22 protein-coding genes and 1 pseudogene are annotated in these 21,990 nt (G+C 47.1%); 13 read left to right on the top strand and 10 right to left on the bottom strand.

Translation table 11 applies throughout. The annotated features are described in order from the left end of the window. Positions 1-1,533, bottom strand: a complete 1,533-nt coding sequence (locus AR383_RS06400; RefSeq protein ID WP_055732379.1) for an alkaline phosphatase family protein — start codon at positions 1,531-1,533, stop codon at positions 1-3. Between the two features lie 251 nt (positions 1,534-1,784). Here AR383_RS06400 and AR383_RS06395 point away from each other — a divergent pair, with 251 nt between their 5' ends. From AR383_RS06395 to AR383_RS06375, 5 genes are all read left to right on the top strand, one after another. Continuing rightward, positions 1,785-2,408 carry a helix-turn-helix transcriptional regulator gene (locus tag AR383_RS06395; protein WP_055732378.1) on the top strand — a complete coding sequence of 208 codons (624 nt, stop codon included), beginning with the start codon at positions 1,785-1,787 and terminating at the stop codon, positions 2,406-2,408. Between the two features lie 2 nt (positions 2,409-2,410). After that, the gene (locus tag AR383_RS06390; RefSeq protein ID WP_055732377.1) at positions 2,411-2,848 is read left to right on the top strand and encodes a hypothetical protein; all 438 of its coding nucleotides are present in this window, start codon (positions 2,411-2,413) and stop codon (positions 2,846-2,848) included. Between the two features lie 21 nt (positions 2,849-2,869). Further along, positions 2,870-3,409, top strand: coding sequence for a DUF924 family protein (locus AR383_RS06385; RefSeq protein WP_055732376.1), 540 nt, complete (start codon positions 2,870-2,872; stop codon positions 3,407-3,409). A gap of 107 nt (positions 3,410-3,516) precedes the next feature. Next, positions 3,517-5,226, top strand: a complete 1,710-nt coding sequence (locus AR383_RS06380; RefSeq protein WP_157051656.1) for a L,D-transpeptidase family protein — start codon at positions 3,517-3,519, stop codon at positions 5,224-5,226. Between the two features lie 158 nt (positions 5,227-5,384). After that, positions 5,385-5,924, top strand: coding sequence for a peptidoglycan L,D-endopeptidase MepK (locus AR383_RS06375; protein WP_232304786.1), 540 nt, complete (start codon positions 5,385-5,387; stop codon positions 5,922-5,924). A gap of 233 nt (positions 5,925-6,157) precedes the next feature. Here AR383_RS06375 and AR383_RS06370 read toward each other — a convergent pair whose 3' ends face one another. Further along, a complete protein-coding gene (locus AR383_RS06370; protein WP_055732374.1) occupies positions 6,158-6,370 on the bottom strand; it encodes a DUF1289 domain-containing protein in 213 nt (70 codons plus the stop codon). 35 nt (positions 6,371-6,405) lie between these two features. Continuing rightward, positions 6,406-7,350, bottom strand: a complete 945-nt coding sequence (gene ygfZ / locus AR383_RS06365) for a tRNA-modifying protein YgfZ (protein WP_055732373.1) — start codon at positions 7,348-7,350, stop codon at positions 6,406-6,408. Between the two features lie 154 nt (positions 7,351-7,504). On the opposite strand from ygfZ, the gene AR383_RS06360 reads away from it, so the two are divergent. After that, positions 7,505-7,750: an FAD assembly factor SdhE gene (locus tag AR383_RS06360; protein WP_083481517.1), complete on the top strand. Its 246-nt coding sequence runs from the start codon at positions 7,505-7,507 to the stop codon at positions 7,748-7,750. 141 nt (positions 7,751-7,891) lie between these two features. Beyond that, positions 7,892-8,140: a hypothetical protein gene (locus AR383_RS06355; protein ID WP_055732371.1), complete on the top strand. Its 249-nt coding sequence runs from the start codon at positions 7,892-7,894 to the stop codon at positions 8,138-8,140. A 29-nt stretch (positions 8,141-8,169) separates the two neighbouring features. Here AR383_RS06355 and nadB read toward each other — a convergent pair. Further along, positions 8,170-9,782, bottom strand: a pseudogene (nadB, locus tag AR383_RS06350) (L-aspartate oxidase). A 199-nt stretch (positions 9,783-9,981) separates the two neighbouring features. Here nadB and rpoE point away from each other — a divergent pair. The 4 genes from rpoE to AR383_RS06330 are packed head-to-tail and all read left to right on the top strand — an operon-like array spanning position 9,982 to position 12,612. Further along, complete coding sequence (gene rpoE / locus AR383_RS06345) at positions 9,982-10,560, top strand: RNA polymerase sigma factor RpoE (protein WP_055732370.1); 579 nt, start codon at positions 9,982-9,984, stop codon at positions 10,558-10,560. Between the two features lie 21 nt (positions 10,561-10,581). Next, positions 10,582-11,118 (top strand): sigma-E factor negative regulatory protein, encoded by a 537-nt coding sequence (locus tag AR383_RS06340; RefSeq protein ID WP_055734970.1) that lies wholly within the window; start codon positions 10,582-10,584, stop codon positions 11,116-11,118. Positions 11,119-11,159: 41 nt separating this feature from the next. Continuing rightward, positions 11,160-12,158, top strand: a complete 999-nt coding sequence (locus AR383_RS06335) for a MucB/RseB C-terminal domain-containing protein (protein ID WP_055732369.1) — start codon at positions 11,160-11,162, stop codon at positions 12,156-12,158. After that, complete coding sequence (locus AR383_RS06330; RefSeq protein WP_055732368.1) at positions 12,142-12,612, top strand: SoxR reducing system RseC family protein; 471 nt, start codon at positions 12,142-12,144, stop codon at positions 12,610-12,612. The genes AR383_RS06335 and AR383_RS06330 overlap by 17 nt, the downstream gene beginning before the upstream one ends. On the opposite strand, the gene AR383_RS06325 is transcribed toward AR383_RS06330, so the two are convergent. The 6 genes from AR383_RS06325 to AR383_RS06305 are packed head-to-tail and all read right to left on the bottom strand — an operon-like array spanning position 12,609 to position 18,817. After that, positions 12,609-12,788 (bottom strand): P-loop NTPase family protein, encoded by a 180-nt coding sequence (locus AR383_RS06325; protein WP_055732367.1) that lies wholly within the window; start codon positions 12,786-12,788, stop codon positions 12,609-12,611. The two genes, AR383_RS06330 and AR383_RS06325, sit on opposite strands and share 4 nt — an antisense overlap. Then, the gene (locus tag AR383_RS06320) at positions 12,785-14,272 is read right to left on the bottom strand and encodes an amino acid ABC transporter ATP-binding/permease protein (protein ID WP_055732366.1); all 1,488 of its coding nucleotides are present in this window, start codon (positions 14,270-14,272) and stop codon (positions 12,785-12,787) included. Before AR383_RS06320 ends, AR383_RS06325 begins: the two co-directional genes overlap by 4 nt. Beyond that, complete coding sequence (gene cydD, locus AR383_RS06315; protein ID WP_055732365.1) at positions 14,269-15,969, bottom strand: thiol reductant ABC exporter subunit CydD; 1,701 nt, start codon at positions 15,967-15,969, stop codon at positions 14,269-14,271. Before cydD ends, AR383_RS06320 begins: the two co-directional genes overlap by 4 nt. Positions 15,970-15,994: 25 nt before the next feature. Next, positions 15,995-16,108 (bottom strand): cytochrome bd-I oxidase subunit CydX, encoded by a 114-nt coding sequence (cydX, locus tag AR383_RS21215; RefSeq protein ID WP_083481514.1) that lies wholly within the window; start codon positions 16,106-16,108, stop codon positions 15,995-15,997. Positions 16,109-16,122: 14 nt separating this feature from the next. Beyond that, positions 16,123-17,259 carry a cytochrome d ubiquinol oxidase subunit II gene (cydB, locus tag AR383_RS06310; protein ID WP_055732364.1) on the bottom strand — a complete coding sequence of 379 codons (1,137 nt, stop codon included), beginning with the start codon at positions 17,257-17,259 and terminating at the stop codon, positions 16,123-16,125. Positions 17,260-17,263: 4 nt separating this feature from the next. Continuing rightward, a complete protein-coding gene (locus AR383_RS06305) occupies positions 17,264-18,817 on the bottom strand; it encodes a cytochrome ubiquinol oxidase subunit I (protein WP_055732363.1) in 1,554 nt (517 codons plus the stop codon). Positions 18,818-19,264: 447 nt separating this feature from the next. Here AR383_RS06305 and lepA point away from each other — a divergent pair, with 447 nt between their 5' ends. Continuing rightward, complete coding sequence (gene lepA, locus AR383_RS06295; RefSeq protein ID WP_157051655.1) at positions 19,265-21,064, top strand: translation elongation factor 4; 1,800 nt, start codon at positions 19,265-19,267, stop codon at positions 21,062-21,064. Between the two features lies 1 nt (position 21,065). Continuing rightward, positions 21,066-21,980 (top strand): signal peptidase I, encoded by a 915-nt coding sequence (lepB, locus tag AR383_RS06290; protein ID WP_055732361.1) that lies wholly within the window; start codon positions 21,066-21,068, stop codon positions 21,978-21,980. The last annotated feature ends 10 nt before the right edge of the window (positions 21,981-21,990 follow it).

Genomic DNA, 21,990 nt, shown 5'->3' with positions numbered 1-21,990 from the left:
TTACTCCTCAGCCACGTAAGCATTGCCGCCTAAGTCTGCAGCTTGGTTGATGGCATGGAAAATGACGTTTTGTTCAATTGCGCCCTGGATGAGGTAGGCTTGTGGTCCTCGGGCAAATACGGCGACGTCTTCACCGGCGTGAGTTTCACTACCGCTGGGAATAAGGGCTTGTTGTTGAAAGTCCAGTTGTTTGGTGTCTAGCGCGCTTAAATCGGTTCGCACTCCGGCATCGAAACTGGCTGCTGCACCGGGGCCATTGGCATAACCAAGGGTGGTGTAGGGTTTGTTATCACCAGCTAAGCTGGGTTGCTCGCTGCCCACACCAACCACCAAACCTAAGATGGGGTTACCGCGTTTAGGGTAGCCTGCCATGGTAAATACATGGGAGTGGTCGGCGGTCACGATGATTAGGGTATCATCGAGCTCACCGGCTGCATCTAGCTTGTCGATGGCAGCTTGCACTGCATTTGAATATTCAATGGTATCTTGCAGGGCGCGGGCGGCATTACCACCATGGTGGGCGTGGTCGATACGGCCTGACTCGACCATTAAAAAGAAGCCTTGTTGCTGCTGTTGGTGAGTATCGTTGAGCAGAATGTCGATGGCTTTTTCGGTCATTGCGCTTAAAGAGGGTTCATCGGCATCATCACGGTCTGCTTCATATTCCATATGTGAGCTATTGAATAAGCCCAAAACCTTACTGGTGCTGCTTGTATCTATGGCGTTAAAGCCTTCACTGTCCCATACGTATTGGCCAGTACGGTGGAAGTTTTGCCAATCTTCGATAAGGTTGTTGCCATCGCTGCGACGGCCGGTACTTCCTTCTGGGTCGGTGACTTCTTCTGGTAAGAAGTTACGGCGTCCTCCTCCCATAATTACGTCGATATCGGCTGCTTGATGGATCAACTGATAGGCGATGTCTGAGACTTTGCCCACACATTCTTCCGGTACCGAGGCTTCCCAATTGCGCTCAGAAACATGAGCATAAGTGGCGGCAGGCGTGGCGTGGGTGATGCGTGCGGTGGAGATGATTCCGGTCGCTTTGTGCTGGCTAGCGGCTAATTCCAAGGCACTGACTAAGCGCTCTGAACTCACATCGCAGTCACCGCGATTAACGTTGTCTGAAACGCCTATGACTCCAGCTTTGGTTTTTGCTCCGCTCATCATGGCTGTCATGGTACCGGCTGAGTCGGGAGTTTGTTGGTTGGTATTGTAAGTTTTTGCCAACCCGCTATGAGGGAAGTGTTCGAAGCTCAGGTAGTTTTCTTCGCCACCTTGGTTGTTGGCTTGGCTTTGCCCTTGCAAAATCCGCGCAGCGGTTTGGGTTGAAATGCCCATGCCGTCGCCAACAAACACGATGATATTCTTGGCTTTGCTATCGGCGCTTAGGCTTGTGCTACGTGCGCTAATGGCATTTTGTGCATTGCTATACCAGCTACTATTTAGTTGGTAATCGGGAACCACGGCAGCGTGCGTGGTGCCAGCTAGCAGCATACTAACTGCGGCGGCACTGGCAGAGACCATCCTTTTCATTTGTTATTCCTTTAAGTGTCATGGTTGAAGGTTGGGTTGCGACAGCGGAAAAGCATGAGCTCGAATTATGACAAGTAGATAACAAAAAAATGAAAATACACGGAATGTGTTTGCTAAGGCCTTGTAAAATAGGAGCTTAGGCAAACTGAGCAGCGCTTATAAGCTTAAGCACGTCAAGCTTTATAAAGCTAAAACTTTACAAAGTTTTAGGGGATGGCAATAATGAGCGTATATTGACTTCAGGAATGCTTATGAAAACCACGGATAACATCTTATATCGGATTAAAAGCCAGGGTGGGCTAACGGTTAAGATGTTGGCCGAGCAGTTGGGCATCACTAGCATGGGCGTTCGACAGCACTTACAAAGCTTGGAAGCCGACGGTTTAATTGAGCATTTTGACCAAAAGGCTAAGGTCGGCAGACCCACTCGTTTTTGGCAACTGACCACGCAAGGACATGGCCGCTTTCCTGATTGTCACAGCGACCTAAGTGTGCAGCTGCTGCATGCGGTACAACAGGTCTTTGGCGAAGGTGGTATGGAACAGCTGATTAGCCACCGCGAACAGCAAAGCCTTCATACTTACCAACAGGCTTTGGCTGGGCAAACTAGCATTGCCGATAAATTAGAGCGTTTGAGCCAAAAGCGCAGCCAAGAAGGCTATATGGCAACTTGGCAGCAGGTCCAGCAAGACTACTTCTTTATTGAAGATCATTGCCCAATTTGTGTCGCTGCGAGTGAGTGCCAAGGCCTGTGTCGTTCAGAGTTAGACATGCTGCAACAGCTATTTGTAGAGTGTGAAGTAGAGCGAACCGAGCACATTGTTGCTGGTGCGCGTCGTTGCGCCTATCGGTTGCGGCCTAAGGCTTTGGTTTAGCGATGAGGCCATGGCGTTGGCTGGTTGGTTTAGCATTATTCGGTGCGATGCCGCTTAAGGCTTGTGAGCTGGCGGCTATTCCGGCTTCAGAGCTGCGTTTTGGCTGCGGGTGCAGTTACTATTTTTCGCAGCCCGCACCGTTGCCTCCGCGTATTGTATTGCAAACCGACTTACAGGGCTTGCAGCCCATTATGATGCGGCAAGGTCAGTTAGTTAGCTTGTGGGGAGCACGTCCCAGCGCCTTATTAAGCCATCAGAACCTAGTTAAGACGCAGCAGTTTCGCTACCAGGATCAGGCCATAATATTACAAAGCCGCTTGCGTCCAGCTTGCGAATTTGGCAAAGCTGGTTGTGAAGTACTTACTTACCTGACACGTATTTCTAGTTATCAAAACTACCAACAATGTGAGTGGGTATTGCAAGCCGATTGTGGTTGCTAGTCCTCGCTAAGGAGAGTGCTTATGGATTACCAAGAGCTGTTAGATTTTTGGTTTGAGCAGCTTGAACCTAAGCAGTGGTTTGCTGTTGATGAGCAGCTTGATCAGCAAATAACACAGCAATTCTTGCCTTTGCTTAAGCAAGCCCGCGCCGGTGAATTATTTACTTGGCGACAAGCGGCGCTCTCTAGTTTGGCTGAAATTATTTTATTAGATCAGTTCTCCAGAAATTGTTTCCGCGGTTCAGCCAAAGCTTTCTCCAACGATCCCTTAGCACTATGTTTGGCTCAGCAAGCGGTAGCTAAGGGCTATGATAAACAGCTGGCCATGCACCAAAGGGCATTTATTTACATGCCTTATATGCATAGTGAATCCTTACTTATTCATCAGCAGGCCGAGCGTCATTTCGCTCAGGAAGGGCTCGAGCAGCAATATCAATTTGAGTTAAAGCATAAGCAAATCATCGAGCGCTTTGGTCGTTACCCACACCGCAATGAGCTACTTGGACGTTCTTCTAGCCCGGCTGAATTAGCATTTTTGGCGGGTCCCGATTCATCTTTTTAAGCGATCTCAAGCAGTTAAACTCTCCCCTTTAAAAAGACCTAAATTTTTCAACTTGCTGGCCCAGTTAGACACTAAACTTAATAGGTAGTAACTGGATTGAGGTGGCTGTGATTAGGTGTTGGTTTTACTCTATTATGGCGGTGATGTGTTTTTCCGCTGTGGCGCAAGTCGACTTACTTGGTCCTGATTCCATGCCGTTCGAAACACAGCAAACGGAGGGAGCGGAACACAGCGTATTACAGCAAGCCTCTGCTGCTAGTGGTCAAGAATTGGCGGTGGGTGAGCGCTTGTTGAGCCGTTTGAGCTCGCTCGCTTCAACTAAGCAGAGAACGACTCTGGTTAGTGATAGCGCCGATTACCGTTTGTATTACCCTCAGCTACAACAGTCGATTTATCACTTCCACCCTGAATCACTGTGGTACGACTATCCTCAAGCGCGTAATGCTCGTGATCAACTACAGTGGTTGTTATTAGAATTCAGCTTAGCCGGAGGGCCTAAGCAGCTCGATTATTGGTTAGAGCAAATTAATGCAATAGACAGCGAGCAGGCCCAATGGGAAGGCTTATTTACCGATGCTTTCCTCGGTGTATTAGCATTTTATCAGCAGTTGCAAACCTTAGATTATGCGCAAAGCATGGCCTTGAATGAGATAGGTAAATTAGGCATACCCTTAGTGCTTGATGAGCTTTGGTTGGTTCGCCTTAATCGTGGCCAAATCTATCAGTATCTAGCCGATTTAAGAGGAGAGCTAAATATTGAGCGCTTGCAGTATCGTCAGCAAATTTTGTATTGGCTGCATGTTAGGCAGCAGCGTCAACTTAACCAAGATATAGTTGCGGGTCGTTTGATTCGCTTAGGTGATGAAGACCCTCGTTTACCGACGATTCGCTTGCGGCTGAGCGAGTTTGACCCCAGCAAGCAATTTTCCGCTCCTCAATCACTGGTTATGGATCAGCAAACGGAACAGGCAATTAAGCATTTTCAACAATTACATGGCTTAAAAACCGATGGTATTGTGGGGAAAGAAACGCTTTATTGGCTGAATTATAAGCCTTTACAGCGAGCTAAAATGTTAGCGCGTAACCTGTTAAGGAAACAGTTGTTTACCCGTTTCGTGATGAATACTGAACAACAACGGATCATCGTTAATTTGCCGGCCTACCAGATGACTTATCAAGCCCAAGGTGTTGATGTGTTTCAGTCCCGAGTGGTGGTAGGTAGGGCCTCAAGGGCAACGCCGCTATTAGTGAGTGAGATCAGTAGTGTGGTGGTGAATCCCTATTGGAATGTGCCCCGAACCATTGTGCGCAAAGACATAGTGCCGATGTTACGCCGAGACCCAAGTTATGTTGAGCGTAAGGGCTTTGAGTTATTTGATTATCAGGGGCAGGCAGTCAGTGCTGAACAGGTGGATTGGCCTTTGCTAAAAGATACTGGCTATTTTCCTTACCGAATGCGTCAGCGCCCCGGACCAGGCAACGCCCTCGGTGCCTATAAATTTCATTTTGACAATCAGTATGCGGTTTATCTACATGATACTTCATCGCCAGAACTGTTCACTGAAACGGAGCGCGCTTTTAGCTCTGGATGTATTCGAGTTGAAGCGGCCGATTTTCTCGCCGAAACTTTGCTTGAGCAGGCCGGTTATAGTCACGCCTATAAGCAATCGTTGTTGGCCAAGCAGCAACATAAGTGGTTACCGCTACGGCACAAGGTGCCCGTATACATGGTGTATTTCACTTCGTGGTTTGATCATAGTGGGGGCTTACATTATCGAAAAGATATTTATAACTTCTCTAATGAAAAAAAAGTGTAACTTAGTAAAACATATAACAAACAAATATTTAGCTTAAATATCGAGCAGCCTATTGGCGAGCTTAGGGCTTAGAGCCAGTGAATTGTTTGCTTTTTTGCCTTTTTCTCGGTACTTTTCTCCAAGTTGATAGTTTTTTGACTGATTTGGGGTAAGAGTAAATGTTAGACCGAAATATAAAACGGCGGTCATTTTTAGTGGGTTTAGGCGCTGGGTTAGTCGGTCTTAGTATACCAAAAAGTTTTGCCAGCTCTGCTATTGCCAGACAGTTCGCAGAGCAGACAAATAAACGCTTTCTTAACTTAACTAACTTGCACACTAATGAAAGTTGTGAAGTGTGCTTTTGGAAAAATGGTCAGTTTCAAGCTTCTCAGCTAAGCCAGCTGGATGAATTACTGCGAGATTTTAGGCGTAATGAAGCCATCGATATGGATCGTGCTTTATATATGCAAATGGATTTGTTGCAGGTGAGTTTAGGTGGACAACAGCAGTTTGAAATCATTTCTGGTTATCGCTCACCAGCCACTAATGAAATGCTGCGCAGCAAATCCAATGGCGTAGCTAAAAAAAGCTTTCATATGACCGGGCAAGCGGTGGATCTTAGGGTGAAAGGAGTCGAACTTGCGAAGGTTCATCAAGCCGCGCTGGATTTAGCTCTGGGGGGGTTGGTTATTATCCTCGCAGCGGTTTTATTCACCTAGATACCGGCCGTGTTCGAAGTTGGCGTGGTGCTTAGCTTTGCAGTTTGTTTTACTAAAACGCAGCTTTCGAGCTGCGTTTTTTATTACTTGAAATCCTTCTTGATGGAACACTGAGATACCGAGCAGGTATTGACTAAGCCTTTAGATCAACGCACCCAAGGATATGTTAATGGTGATTTTGGTTAGCTGAAAAATAAAGCCGCAAAGCATCTGCTGCGCGGCTCTGGATTGAATTAGTTTTTGTGGGTGAGGGAGGCAAACTTCCAAATTGGCGCGAGCTTTCGACGCTCTTCACAATGCTGTAAGACCTTTCTTTTAGCTGCCAAGTCCATGCTCGTCCAGCCACAAATTTCATCGATGTGGCGAAAACAACCTACGCAAATGTCATCGCCATCTAGTGTGCATTGGCGAATACAAGGCGATTCAAGTTGCTGCTGTAGGTCCATCTCGGTTCCCTTGAATGTCTACTAATTTTTGAGTGTTAGTCGCCAATACTATAGGGTAGCTGAGCAATGGTGAATAAGCTTTGCTCATCTCCTGCTAAGCGAAATTTAGTATCGGCATCGGTATCGTTATTTAACACCGCCAATAGCTCAATGTAGCCCGGTTCTAATTGCACTGCTTGTAAAACCGTGCCTTTACCACGCCAATTTTCTCCCATTTGCTGCTCTAAGCGATCACCGGCTTGGGGTAACACCGAGCCATGCCCTGCTAGGCGCAGCGTGGCGCGTTTATTAGCTCCACGATACTTCGCTCGAGCAATGGTTTCTTGACCGGTATAACAACCTTTAGAAAAGCAAAGGGCATCAAAATGCTGTAGGTTTAAGGCCTGCGGAATAAATTGTTGTTGAGTCGCCGACTCAATAGTGGGCAAACCCGATACAATTTGTAAAGCGCGCCACAGTTGATTGGCATCTAGCTCACTGCTTGGCGCATCTTGCCCCCAATTTTGTTGCTCAGTGATAACTAAATAACGGCGTTTCGGCCCATCGATATGAACACAGATGCCTTGCTCAATAAGCCCGCCGTGACTGGCTATTTCATCACCAAACTTTTCTGCAATGTAGTGGGGGGCTTGATTGCCCATCACCGCGATGGTGTGTAATTGTGTTTCAGTTTCAATGGTGACTTTAGAGAACACCGCATATTTTTTCAGCTCGGCTAATTGCTTTTCGGCAATTGATAAGGGCTGCATGTACAGGAAATCTTCACTTAAGCGAAATAGTCGTAATACTGACCACATCTTACCGGTAGGGTCGCAATGTGCAGCAAGGCTATGTTGGCCGGGTTGTAAGTTGTTTACGTCGCAGCTGAGTTGGCCTTGTAGGTAACTTTGAGCATCATCACCGCTTACTCTGACTAAGTGCCATTGGTCTAAGGGTTGTACTAATAAAGGAGGCAAAGTACATAAAGTTTGTTGGGACATAATCGACTTCCATTGAGAGCTAGGTCAAGCTTATATAGGTGTAATTCTGTTGCTGAAGTGGTATCTTCGTCAATACTTTTACCGCTACTGCTCAGCGCTATTGTTGTGGATTTAGAGTTGCTGAACAGTGTAACTCATGTATTCAAGGAACAACATGCAGGAAAATAAATCGCGTTTAAAATGGGCTTGTCGTCGTGGAATGTTAGAGTTAGATGTTTTGTTTATGCCTTTTGTAGACGAAGCCTATGACGCTTTAAGTGAACACCAGAAACAAGTATTTAAGCGCTTATTAGCCTGTGACGACCCTGACTTATTCTCTTGGTTTATGGGGCACAAACCATGCCAAGATCCTGAACTAGCAGATATGGTCGATGTTATCCTCAAACGCGTCAAAGTGTGAGTTCTGCGCTTCTCCTTCGCGTTATTATTTGTGTTTGATTATTGCTGGTTGTTTGCTGCAACTAGTGATACTGACGCTCTATTCTAAGCTTGTTCCATTATTGCCTGCCTGTGTATTGGCCGACGCAGTGCTGCTATATCATTGCTGGCACTATCGCCCTCGGGGGTATTTGGTGCGGGTGGTATTGAATTTTTTACCGCTGAACAAGCCTTGAGTTGCTCGTGGTCTCGATATTCACGGGTGGCCAAAGGCGCTTGTTGTCTAATCTGCTGGCAACAACAAAAACTTATAGTTAAGGTGATTTTTGCCGATAGCCTGCCAAATCAGGTTTATCGTAAGTTGTGCTTTGTGGTCAACTTTCCGCAGCATGTTGAGCACCCAGAAAAATAACAGGCTTGCCGTGGCAAGCCTGTTGATATTTAGAGTTGTCGATCTTGTTCTTGATAGAAACTATTGGGGTCAAGAATGGTGGGTTTTATCTTATCTAATTTATCGGGGTAATCGAGGTTGTAATGTAGGCCACGGCTTTCATGGCGGCGCATTGCACAGCCCACTATCAACTCGGCCACTTGTACCAAATTACGTAGCTCTAGCAAGTTATTACCCACCTTGAAGTTTGAGTAGTACTCAAAGATTTCCTGTTGTAATAAATGAATGCGGCGCATCGCCCGCTGTAGCCGTTTATTGGTTCGAACAATGCCAACGTAGTCCCACATAAATAGCCGTAACTCATGCCAGTTGTGGTTAATAATCACTTCTTCATCTGAGTTGCTCACTTGGCTGTCATCCCAAGGTTTGATGTGTTCACACAGAGTTACTTCATTAAGGTGCTGCTTAATGTGTTGGCTAGCTGAATGGGCAAATACCACGCATTCCAATAAAGAGTTACTGGCCATACGGTTCGCCCCATGTAGGCCGGTGTAGGCGACTTCGCCAATGGCGTACAGGTTGTTGAGGTCAGTTTTACCTTCCAAATTAGTCACGACTCCACCACAGGTGTAGTGAGCGGCAGGCACCACTGGAATCGCCTGTTTGCGAATATCAATGCCCAATTCTAAGCAGCGTTTTAAGATAGTGGGGAAGTGGAGTTCGATGAATTCGTCATCTCGATGGCTAATGTCTAGGTAAACGCAGTCGGCACCCAGTCGTTTCATCTCAAAATCGATGGCTCTGGCCACCACATCTCGCGGTGCGAGTTCTTCGCGGGAGTCAAAGTCTGGCATGAAGCGAGTTCCATCGGGGCGTTTTAGCAAGGCTCCTTCGCCGCGTAGCGCTTCGGTGAGTAAGAAGTTTCGCGCATCTGGGTGATATAAACAGGTTGGATGAAACTGGTTGAACTCCATATTGGCCACTCTACAGCCCGCACGCCACGCCATGGCAATGCCGTCGCCACTGCTGACATCGGGATTGCTGGTATATTGATAGACTTTACTGGCTCCACCGGTGGCTAAGGCTACAAATTTTGCTTTAACCACTTCAACCCGCTCGCGGTTACGGTTCCAAACATAGGCGCCTACCGCTCGTTTTTCACCGTCAATGGTTTCGGTAATCAGGTCGACGGCGTTAAAACGTTCTAAAATGCTAATATTGGGATGGCTTAATACCGCACTGACCAAGGTTTTTTGCACTGCCTTTCCGGTGGCATCAGCGGCATGTAGAATACGTCTGCGGCTGTGGCCCCCTCGCGAGTAAGGTGGTACTTAGATTCTCCATTAGATGCGGTTTCTTGATCAAAGGGCACACCTAGGTTAATTAACCAGTCGATGCATTTTTTACTGTTTTCAGCAGTAAATTTTACGGTGGCTTCGTCACATAAGCCATCACCGGCAATTAAGGTATCATTGACATGTTCTTCTACGCTGTCATTCTTATCGAACACAGCAGCAATGCCTCCTTGGGCGTAATAAGTCGAGCCTTCTTTGAGAGGTCCTTTGCTCAACACGTGGACTTTGGCATAATCGGCTAAGTTCAAGGCCATGGTTAAGCCTGCAGCGCCACTGCCTATTATTAGAACATCACTTGTGTATTCCATAGATGCGCTCTTATACGTGGTTAGAAGAAAATTGGAGTATAGGTTAGTTTAACTGAAACTAACTCAAGTTGGCAGTGTCTCACAGAGGCGCAAAAATTTATTTGTTTGGAAGAGAACTTTTTTGAAAACAAGCAGTCTGAAGAGATGTGCCGCCAAAAAAGCTACCGAAACTCAAGCATTAGGAGGACGGTAGTCAGCAATGTCAGAACAGTGGACAGATAAAGCGCTAGTCGAGAGGACTCAGCGAGGCGATAAAGCGGCATTTAATTTGTTGGTACAAAAGTATCAGCACAAGGTGGCGAACCTAATATCACGCTATGTGGTAAATCATGGTGATGTGGCAGATGTAACGCAGGATGCGTTTATTAAAGCCTACCGTGCCTTACCAAACTTTCGAGGCGAAAGTGCGTTTTATACATGGTTGTACCGCATCGCTGTTAATACGGCGAAAAATCACATTGTTGCCCAGGGGCGAAGACCGCCCGCAAATGATGTTGACGCAGATGAAGCAGAGTTTTACGACGGTGCAGAAGCCCTTAAAGAGGCGGATACACCGGAAACCTTGTTATTATCTGATGAAATAAAAGACGTAGTCTTTGCTACAATGGAAGGACTACCTGATGATTTGCGCACTGCGATTACACTTCGTGAAATAGATGGCTTAAGTTACGAAGAAATCGCCAGTGTTATGGATTGTCCTGTCGGAACCGTGAGATCACGAATATTCCGAGCAAGGGATGCAATAGAAAAGCGCATACAACCGCTTTTAAGTAGGTAACTTTGGGGATTAATGACTAATATGGCAAATAAAGAACAGTTATCCGCACTGGTTGATAACGAGTTGACCGACGCAGCGCTGTTAGATCTGTTAGCCAATGAGCCGGAACATACAGAGCAATGGAGTAATTATCATTTAATCGGTGATGTACTTCGTGGCGAAACACCGAAGAAAATTGATCTTGATATTGCCAGCGACGTGGCTGCGGCTATAGAGCTTGAACCCGCAATTGTTGCGCCTAAACCTCAAACCGTTGAAAAAAGCGAGTCTTCAGCCAAGGTGCTTCGCTTCTTCAAATATGCGGGACAGTACGCAATAGCCGCTTCGGTTGCGGTGGCGGCGATTATCGGGGTACAACAATATTCATATCAGAACAAACAAGGCGACCAACCTCTTCCTGTGTTTAATACTGTGCCAGTAGGGGGAGCGGTAGCACCGGTTAGCTTACAGTCTAGCCCACAGCCTCGTGAGTTGAGTGAGGCCGAAATCATCGAGCAACGTAAGCGAATTAGCGCCTATTTACAGGATCATCGTTTTCAACAACGCATTGTAGAGTAATGAATTAGCCTATGCGGTTTAAAATTATAGGGATGCCAGTAATGTTATTGCTGGCATCCTTTTCTGTTTTAGCAGAATCAGCCCTTAGCCCAACCCAAAGTGTTGAGCAAAGCCAAGCCAGTCCCGCCCTTTCTTTATTACAAGATTATCAGCAAGCCTATCATCAGCGGCAATACGAAATTTCTTACATTATTGTTCGCCAAGGCCACATTGAACCCGTGCGTTTTATTCATGGTGTGGTTGATGGTGTAGAAGTGGCTCATCGACTGTATTTAAATGGCCCGGCAAATGAGGCGGTATACCGCCAAAACTCGGTGGCTTTTTTCGAGCCCGGCCAGCAACCTTACAGCTTAGCTTCTAGTCGTTTGCCTGGCATGTTTGGCAGCTTAGCGGCTGTCGATCTTGAGCATTTACAAGATAATTATGATTTAGTGATCGCAGGAAAGAGCCGAGTCGCTGGCAGGCCTGCCCAAGTGATGCGAATCGTGCCTAAAACTGGGGACTTATATGGTCTGTATTTTTGGGTAGATTTTAGCTCTCAATTGCCCTTGCGCTTGGATGTGGTTGATCAAAGTGGTGAGTTGGTTGAGCAACACATGGCGGTAACCTTGGCTGAATTTGATACCCCTAGTGAGTGGATGAAAGAGCTAGCTAGCTTGGACATGCCTAATGCGGTGGTGGGCAAAGATATGCTTGATGAAAAAGCCCATCAACTGAATTGGAAATTAGGCTGGTACCCTAAAGGCATGGAAGTTGTTCAGCACGAACAACATGCTTTAGCCGTGCTGTCTGAATCGGTTGATTACGTCAAGTTAAGCGATGGTTTATTTGATATTTCGGTTTACGCCAATGCCATTGGTAAAACAAACCCGCTGCGAGAGCAGTTAGTGCGCCAAGGTGCCACCAGTTTACATACCTTAGTAAAACAAGGTATTGAATTTACTGTAGTAGGGGAAATTCCACCCGAAACCGCGTCTAAAATTGCCGCTGATGTGAAAATTGGCCCATATTTGGAGACTCCGCTTGAGCCAGTTCAATAAGCCATCTTTGATTATCGAAACTGCTAAGGTGATTGCTGTTGACCAGGGGATGGCCACGGTTGAGTGTGTGAGCAAAAGTGCTTGTGGTAGCTGTGGCAGTGCCGAGCATTGTGGCAATAGCTCTTTAGCCAAGGCTTTCCCGAAGCGCACTCATCAGCTTCAAGTTGAACTGACTGAGAGCGTTGAGCCCGGTGAGCAAATAGAGTTAGCGCTGAACGCAAAAAACATGCTGCACAGTGCTTTAGTGATCTACCTGATGCCGCTGTTGTTATTAATTGCAGGGGCGGGCATAGGTAAAGCCATGTTTGACTCAAACCTGCAGGAGTTAGCCAGTATTTTACTGGGGGGCGTGGGTTTAGCTTGTGGCTTTATTTTAGTCAAGCTGTACTCGAAACGGCATGGCCAAAGCCAGCGCTTTCGCCCGCGAATGATAGGGCGAAAGTCTTTATCTTAGTCCAATGACCAATGACGGTTAAAAGCGAGGTGGTCTAATTGCTGATGGCTGGCAATGATTAAGATACCATCGTGTTGCCACTCCACTAAGGCTTGAATTAAGCGCTCGGTAGTGGCTTGATCTAAACCTGAAAAGGGCTCATCGAGTAGTAGTACTGGAGCGCGAGTAAGCATCATTCGAGCCAGAGCAAAGCGGCGCAGTTCCCCCCAGATAGCCCGACACCGTATTGACCTAATACCGTACGTAAACCCTGACTTTGTTTGTCTAGCCATGGCTTTAAGCCAACCAGTTGCAGTACTTCCACTAATTCTTTATCGCTGGCTTTAGGGGCGGCTAAGCGCAGGTCTGCCGCTATGCTCAACTGGAAGATTGTGGGGCGCTGAGTTAAGTAAGCGACGTTGCGGTGCCAATCGTTGGCGGCTAGTTGTTGTTGCTCGACACCTTTGAATAGAATGCTGCCGCTTAAGGGGCTAAGATCGGCTGCAAGAGTTTGCAATAGGCAACTTTTACCGGCTCCTGAACGGCCTTTTAGTAACACCACATCACCAGCTTCAAAAGTTTGATCTTGTTGCGCCAATATTGGCTGTTCCGGCTTAAAACCGCAGCTCAGCTGAGTGATTTTGAGTGTAACTTTTGCATCCGGCGCAGGTGTTTCTCCGCGTTGACTCTGTTGGTTGGGCTCTGCACTATTGGCGAGTAATTGGTTGGTTCTATCGCGGGCAGCCAAGCTATAACCGGTGGCTAAGTGCAATTGCGATAATACTTGAAAGGCTTCGTTAAGGCCCAGCCAACCCAGTAGCAAGCCCACCAAAATGGCCGGGTTTAAAGAGTCAGCGAGTACCAATTGGCTGCCTTGTATTGCTAATAGCATTAAGCCTACAAGGTGTAAGCATTGGGCAAGTAATTCACTGGCTAATACGCTCAGTTGCAGTTGCTTTTGGCGTTGGCTAATGGCTTGATCTGTGGCCGCTAATTTAGCGGCATAGTCGCTCCAGCGACCAAAAGTGAGTAGGGTGGTTAAAAGTTGTAAACCAATTAAGTTTACTTGACGACGCTGCCCGCTAAGCGCCACTTCTTGGCGGCTTAGACCTAGCCCTATGGGAATGAATAATAACGGAATAACGAGCAGTCTTAGTGCGAGTATCACAAGTAAAAAATTAAGACTGCTGGGTAAGCATAAGCTCAATGCTGCAGCAAAAATTCCGCCAATGGCAATGGCCCAAAGCCATGGCGCTGCCAGTCTTAAGGGAAATTGGTCGAGTAAATCTATATCGCTGATAAGCCGCTGCAAGGTTTCACCGCTTTCCGGCCGAGACCACTTAGCCGCAGCTGCGATGCTTTGCTGGCTCATGCCATTAAAGCTGGCTACGCGTAAGTTTTTCAGCAGTTTTAAGACCGTATTATGTGATTGTAAGCGTTCTGCATAGCGGCCAGCGGTGCGCAGTATGGCGAGTAAGCGAATCACCGCGCCGGGACGCATATAATTAAAGCTGCCCGCTTGAATCGCCGCAATACCCGCCAAGGCCGAGGCACTAATGAACCAACCCGAATAAGCCAGTAGCATAATAGTACTGAATAAAGTGATTAGTCCGAGCAAGCCACTGAGACTCCAACCCGGCCATTGCCATAGCAGTAACTGGCGCAGTTTCAATGGTTTCATCGCTGGTCCTGATTGCTGAGTTGTTTTAACTCGGCTAGAGAGATGGGCTGTTGTTTAAGCAAGTGGCCCTGCTCCAATAGCAAGCAGCCGTCGACAAAATCTAAGCCTTGCCATTGATGGCTAGCGATTAGTAGGGTTTTGCCACGGCTGATTTGCTCAAGTACTTTGGATAAAGAGCTTATGCTGGCCTGATCTAACTCAGCAAAGGGTTCATCTAGCAGCCAAATGGCGCGCGGTTGCAGCAGCAAGCGGGCAAAGGCTAAGCGTTGTTGTTGGCCTCCTGATAGCCCTAAACCTTGTTCACCAATTGAATAATTCAAGCCCCCGTATTGCACCAGATAATCCCATAGTTCTACCGCTTTCAGAACGGCAATCATTTGTTGTGGCTGAGCATCGGTTTTGGCTAGCGCTAAGTTCTCGGCAACGCTACCGGGCATGAGCTCGGCGTGTTGGTTTAAATAGGCTATTTGCTGGCGTAGCGCGGGCATTTGAGCTTTAGCAATACTGACATCGTTTAACATGAGCTGCCCATGAAAAGGCACGAAGCCTGCCAGTAGCTGTAGCAGTGTTGATTTGCCGCTGCCACTGGGGCCACTGAGTAAGATGCGTTGCCCTGTAGCAATCGTTAGCCTATCTAGTTGTAAACGGGGCTGCTGAGCTTGGCCCACTAGAATGTCTTGTAGTTGCAATGAAAATGCAGCCGTGTTGGCAAGTTGAGAGGGCAGCGCTTGCTGTTGCTGGGTTTGTTGGGTAGCAGGGTCAATGGCACGCCATAGCGGCATTAATTGTACGGTAGCCGACTGAGCTTGCGCCTTAGCATGATAGTCGTTGCCCAGTTGCCGAAGCGCTTGGTAGAACTCGGGAGCCAATAACAAAATAAATAAAGCCGAAGGGTAACTCACCGCTATTTGTTGCTTTAGCCAAGGCAGTTCACCTAATAGGCCTAAACCTAAATACAGGGCGACCAAGGCTATTGCCAAGGAGCTAAATAGTTCTAGCACTGCGGTGGAAAGAAAGGCCAACTTCAGTACCTGCATAGTCGATTGGCGATAGTATTCAGCGGCTTGGCTAAGGTGTTGGCTGGCAACAGGTACTGCGTTTAACCGTTTCAGTAAAGATAGGCCGCTTAAAAAATCATAGAGGCGGCCACTCATTCGGCTTTGTTGCTGCAGCTGCGCGCTGCTAGCTTTGCTGGCCTCTTTGCCTACCAGTATCATAAATACTGGGACTAAAGGCGCGGTGCCAAGCAGCAAACCCGCTGCCAGCAAGCTATGCTGGCTCACCACTACTGCAATTGCCAGTGGAGTGACCATTACCAAGTATTGTTGGGACCAATAGCGGCTAATATAACCGTCTAAAGCATCCACATGTTCGGTGAGCAGGCTGGAGAGTTGCCCGTCGCTGCCAAACTTTTGCCGCGCCGGACCTAATTGTGCTAGTCCTTGCCATAGGGTATTGCGTAGGTTTTGGCGAAGCTGTCTGCTGGCTTGTTGAGCAAGGAAGTCTTTAGCGCTGAGTAACAATTGCCGTAGCAAAAAGCTCGCTAGTAAGCCATACCAAAGTAGGGGCTTAGGTGCTTCTAGTTGTAGCAAAGCTGCGCAAAGCATTGCCAAACAATACATTTGCAGTAGCAGTAAGGGAACGCTTAGGATGGCAAGGCAGGTGGCAAATAGCAGTTGCGGCCTAATTGGCCGCAACCAGTGCTTAAGCTGTTGTTGATAATTATTCTGAATCAGTATCGTCGTCCGAATAGCCGTTGAGTTCTAACCACATGGCGTTAATGATGCCAAAAGAACAGGCCAGTAGCACGCCTAAAATCCAAGTAAAATACCACATAGAGTGCTCCTTAATTAATACATTGAGTGGGAGTTATCACGAATGGCCTGTTCGTTTAAACGACCAAACATTTTAAAATAGCTCCAAGCGGTATAGGCCAAAACAATTGGCACAAAGATACAGGCCACAAAGAACATGATTTTCAGTGTTAGCTCACTCGAGGTAGCATCCCACATGGTTAAGCTGTGATCCGGCATGGAGCTCGATGGCATAACAAAGGGAAACATTGCTACGCCACAGGTGAATATCACGCCAATTTGCGCCAGTGAAGAGCAAATAAAGGCCAATGGTGCTTTGCTCAATTTACTGAATAAGGCACTTAACAAGAAAGCCGCTACGCCTAAGCAGGGGAATATCCATAACACTGGATAGTTGCTGAAGTTATTCAACCAAGCATCGGGTGCACTCACCACGGTTTTAGATACTGCATTGTTAATCGCATTAGTATCGATGTTACTGGTGAGCTGATAGCCATCAATGCCAGAATGTAGCCAAACCCCAGCTAATACAAAGATAGCCGCCGCTGCAAGCCCGCAAATCATGGCGACTTTTTGACTGCGTTGTAATACGCTGCCTTCGGTTTTCATTTGCAGATAGGTAGCCCCTTGGCCAACAAACATGCTCAAGCTTAACACCCCAACCAACAGAGCAAAGGGGTTGAGTAGAGCAAAGAACGAACCGGTGTAGTTCAGGCGCAATAGCTCGTCGAAATGAAACGGTACGCCTTGCAGCAAATTACCAAAAGCGACACCAAAAATAATTGGCGGTACGGCAGAACCTACCGTTAAGGCCCAGTCCCAATTGCTGCGCCATTTGGGACTGTCCAGTTTTGAACGGTAATCAAAGCCGATAGGGCGTAAAAATAATGCCGCTAGGGTGAGCATCATCGCCAAATAGAAACCACTAAAGGCGGCAGCATAAACCGGTGGCCAAGCCGCAAACAGGGCGCCACCGGCGGTGATTAACCAGACTTGGTTACCGTCCCAGTGGGGGGCCACACTGTTAATCATCACGCGGCGTTCATCATCGCTTTGGCCTACTACTTTTAGTAGTGCGCCTACGCCCATATCGAAGCCATCGGTAATGGCGAAGCCAACCAACAATACGCCAATCAGCAGCCACCAAATAAATCTTAAAAATTCATAATCCATTGCACTATTCTCCAAGCTGATCGGTTTCTAAAGCATATTTACCGGTATGTAAGGCTGAAGGTCCTTGGCGCGCGAAGCGCTGCATTAACCATACTTCCACAATCAGGAAGACGGTATACAAGGCGGTGATTAGGCCTAAGCTGGTCCAAATTTCTGCGGGAGTGAGCAGCGAAGCCGATAGATGGGTAGGTAGCACTTCACCCACCGCCCAAGGTTGGCGACCGTATTCGGCAACAAACCACCCTGCTTCACAGGCAATCCATGGTAAAGGTAAGCCAAATAGGGCCATTTTAAGTAACCATTTCGGCTTATGCTGAATGCGTTTGGCACTGAACCAGAACGCCAAGGCAAAGATTAGTAACATCAGGAAGCCTGAAGCGACCATCAAGCGGAATGCCCAAAACATTGGCTCCACTTTAGGAATGCTGTTATCCACCGCCATTTGGACTTGCTGTTCGGTAGCGGTGGCAGGGTTGTCGGTATAGGCGGTAAGCAATAAGCCGTAGCCTAAGTCCTGTTTCACTTGTTCAAAGGCGGCTACCGTGGCGTCACTCTTATCGCCAGCACGCAGTTTTTGTAACAAGCCATAGGCGGTTTGACCATTCACGATGCGCTCACGGTGAATGGCTTTTAGATCTTTCAAGCCAGTCACTTCTTCGTCGATGGAGCGAGTGGCAATTAAGCCGAGAGCATAAGGGATCTTAATTGCATAGTCGGTAGTTTCGGTTTCACTATTGGGTAAGCCAAACAAAGTGAAAGCCGCTGGGGCTGGGTGAGTGTCCCATTCCGCTTCTACTGCGGCCAGTTTTACTTGTTGTACATCACCCAACTCGTAGCCTGATTCGTCACCCAATACTATCACCGACACTGCCGATGCTAGGCCAAAGGCTGACGCAATGGCGAAGCTGCGACGGGCGAAGGCGAGGTCACGCCCTTTTAGCATGTACCAAGCGGAAATCGCTAATACAAACATTGAGCCGGTGACATAACCCGCTGATACGGTATGGACAAATTTCACCTGCGCCACAGGGTTAAATACCACCTCGGCAAAGCTGGTCATTTCCATGCGCATGGTATCGTAGTTGAACTCGGCACCTACTGGGTTTTGCATCCAACCATTAGCGATTAGGATCCATAGCGCCGATAGATTAGAGCCTAGTGCGACTAACCAAGTAACGGCTAAGTGCTGAACTTTGGAGAGGCGGTCCCAACCAAAAAAGAACAAGCCTACCAAGGTAGACTCAAGGAAGAACGCCATTAAACCTTCAATGGCCAAGGGCGCACCAAAGATATCACCCACATAATGGGAGTAGTAAGACCAGTTAGTGCCAAATTGAAACTCCATGGCCAAACCGGTGGTCACGCCTAAGGCGAAGTTAATGCCAAATAATTTACCCCAGAACTTGGTCATGTCGCGGTAAATTTGCTTGCCGGTCATCACGTAAACGGATTCCATAATGGCGAGCAGAAAGGTCATGCCTAAGGTGAGTGGGACAAACAGGAAGTGGTACATTGCAGTAAAAGCAAACTGCAAACGCGAGAGTTCAACAATATCCATAAATCAACTCCGAGGGTGAATTGAGTCCTTTGTATTAGGGTTACCTAATTTATCGGTTTGCTAGAAAATTAGCTATCGTGTTGCGATTGAATTAATTGATCTAGATCATTTTTGCTGCGTTTTTTGTAAAAAATTCAATCTGTTTATTTTGATTTGATGAGCTAAAAAACGCCTCACCAGTTTAGCCCAATCAGGCTTATAGCAGTAGTGAAAATTGATAAATCTAACATAAAAGGATTGTTGCGTACGTGGTCGCTTGAAGGCTTATCCTTATGGGCTTTTGGTGGAAATTGGGCAAGGCTGATATTTGCTGAAATAATCACGCTTTTTTTTTGGTTCAGCATGGATTGTGCTAGTATCCGCAGCAACGATATAATGCGCGATTGCTGCATTTTTTAGAAAGCTGAGCTTTGCTTCGCTCATTGATGATTTTACAAAGGTAATATCTTGATAAATAAGAACATTCGTAACTTCTCGATTATTGCTCATATTGACCATGGCAAATCGACCCTGTCAGATCGGCTAATTCAACATTGTGGCGGATTAAGCAACCGAGAAATGGAAGCGCAAGTTTTAGACTCGATGGATCTAGAACGTGAACGCGGAATTACCATTAAAGCACAAAGTGTCACCTTGGATTACACCGCCAAAGACGGTGAGACCTATCAGCTTAACTTTATTGATACCCCTGGGCATGTGGATTTCACTTACGAAGTCTCGCGCTCATTGGCGGCTTGTGAAGGTGCTTTACTGGTAGTTGACGCAGCCCAAGGGGTAGAAGCGCAAACACTAGCAAACTGCTATACCGCCATGGAAATGGACTTAGAAGTTATTCCGGTTTTGAATAAAATCGACTTACCCCAAGCCGATCCCGACCGCGTAGCGGAAGAAATCGAAGACATCGTAGGCATCGATGCCACCGATGCCACCGTATGTTCGGCCAAAACTGGCTTAGGCATTGAAGATGTATTAGAAACCATTGTACGTGATGTGCCGCCGCCAGAAGGTGAATCAGAGGAGCCCCTACAGGCCTTAATTATCGACTCGTGGTTCGATAACTACCAAGGCGTGGTGTCTTTGGTGCGAATCAAAAATGGTCAATTAAAAGCCGGCGAACGAATGATGGTAATGTCCACCGGTCAGTCCTATGTGGTAAATGAGGTGGGTATATTTACACCTAAGCAAACTAATACCGGCATTCTAAAAACTGGCGAAGTGGGTTACGTGATTGCTGGTATTAAAGAAATTTTGGGTGCGCCAGTGGGGGATACCTTAACCACCCAGAAAAATGGTGCAACTAAAGCCTTACCAGGTTTTCAAAAGGTCAAGCCGCAGGTATATGCCGGTTTGTTCCCTACCAGTTCTGATGAGTATGAAAACTTCCGTGACGCGCTGGCTAAATTGAGTCTCAACGATGCCTCATTGTTTTATGAGCCAGAAAACTCAACCGCTTTAGGTTTTGGTTTCCGCTGTGGCTTCCTTGGTATGTTACACATGGAAATCATTCAGGAGCGTTTAGAGCGTGAATACGATCTGGATTTGATTACCACGGCACCCACGGTAATTTATGAAGTGGAAATGAACAATGGTGAGGTGATTTACGTGGATAGCCCAGCTAAGCTGCCGCCCACCAACAACATCGCCGAAATTCGCGAACCCATCGCCGAAGTGAATATTTTGGTACCACAAGAATACCTAGGTAATGTAATTACTCTGTGTGTGGAAAAACGTGGTTTGCAAAAGAACATGGCTTATCACGGTAAACAGGTCGCTTTAACTTATGAAATCCCGATGGCCGAAGTGGTATTGGATTTCTTCGACAAGCTTAAATCAACCAGCCGTGGTTATGCTTCTTTGGATTACAACTTTAAGCACTTCCAAGCGGCCAACATGGTGCGGGTGGATATTATGATTAACGGCGACCGAGTGGATGCCTTAGCCCTAATTACTCACAAAGATCATTCTGAAACCCGTGGTCGCCAAGTGGTAGATAAGATGAAGGAGCTGATCCCTCGTCAGATGTTTGATATTGCTATTCAAGCATCTATCGGCATGCACATTATTGCCCGCTCAACGGTTAAACAATTACGTAAAAACGTTATCGCCAAGTGTTATGGCGGCGATGTGAGCCGTAAGAAGAAGCTGTTAGCGAAACAGAAAGAAGGTAAGAAACGGATGAAGCAAGTAGGTAACGTGGAAGTGCCTCAGTCTGCGTTTTTAGCCGTACTACACATAGGTAAGGATTAACATGGCAACTCTATTTCCACTAATACTGGTTATTGCAACGCTTATCACGGGTGTGATTTGGGTATTGGATAAGTTCCGCTGGGAAAAGCAACGCGCCCTTAAGCTAGAAGATGCGCGAGTGGCTGCTGGTGGTGAGTTACCCAGCGATGCTGAGCAAAAAATTACCAGTGCGCCAAGTTGGGTAGAGAATGGCCGTTCGGTATTTCCGGTGATTGCCATTGTGTTGGTATTACGTTCGTTTATCTATGAGCCTTTTCAAATTCCATCGGGTTCAATGATGCCCACGCTGCTGGTGGGCGATTTTATTTTGGTGGAGAAGTTTGCTTACGGTTTAAAAGACCCGGTGACGCGCAGTACATTGCTGGAAACGGGTTCGCCTAAGCGCGGAGATGTAGTGGTATTTAAGTATCCGCAAGATACTCGTATCGATTACATTAAACGGGTTGTAGGTTTACCCGGCGATCGCATCATTTATCGTGGTAAGCAGCTGTTTATTCAGCCTAAATGTGAGGCTGAACCTTGCCCTGAATTAGCCGCTGTACCACTAGACTTTGAAGTCTCTGGACGTTTCAAACAGGGGTCTATGCCCTTGGAAACGTATCGTGAGCAATTGGGCGATGTGACACACGAAGTGCTGATTAATCCAGCAGCACCAGACAGAGTGCAGTACTTTTACCAGCAAGCGGGCACCGAGCGAGACGAGTGGATTGTGCCTGCCGGCCACTATTTAGCCTTTGGTGATAACCGAGATAATAGTACCGATAGTCGCTACTGGGGTTTTGTGCCTGAAGAGAATTTAGTTGGCAAGGCCGTGGCGATATGGATCAGCTTTGAATTTGAGCGTGGGGAAGATTCAATTTTACCAGGATGGGTACCAACGGGTGTGCGCTTTAATCGCATCGGTGCAATCAACTAGTAGGTAGATA

This window comes from Agarivorans gilvus (assembly GCF_001420915.1).
GTDB classification, from domain to species: Bacteria; Pseudomonadota; Gammaproteobacteria; order Enterobacterales; family Celerinatantimonadaceae; genus Agarivorans; species Agarivorans gilvus.
The sequence above is the reverse complement of the archived record's forward strand: the minus strand, read 5'-3'. Positions and strand labels throughout refer to the sequence as shown.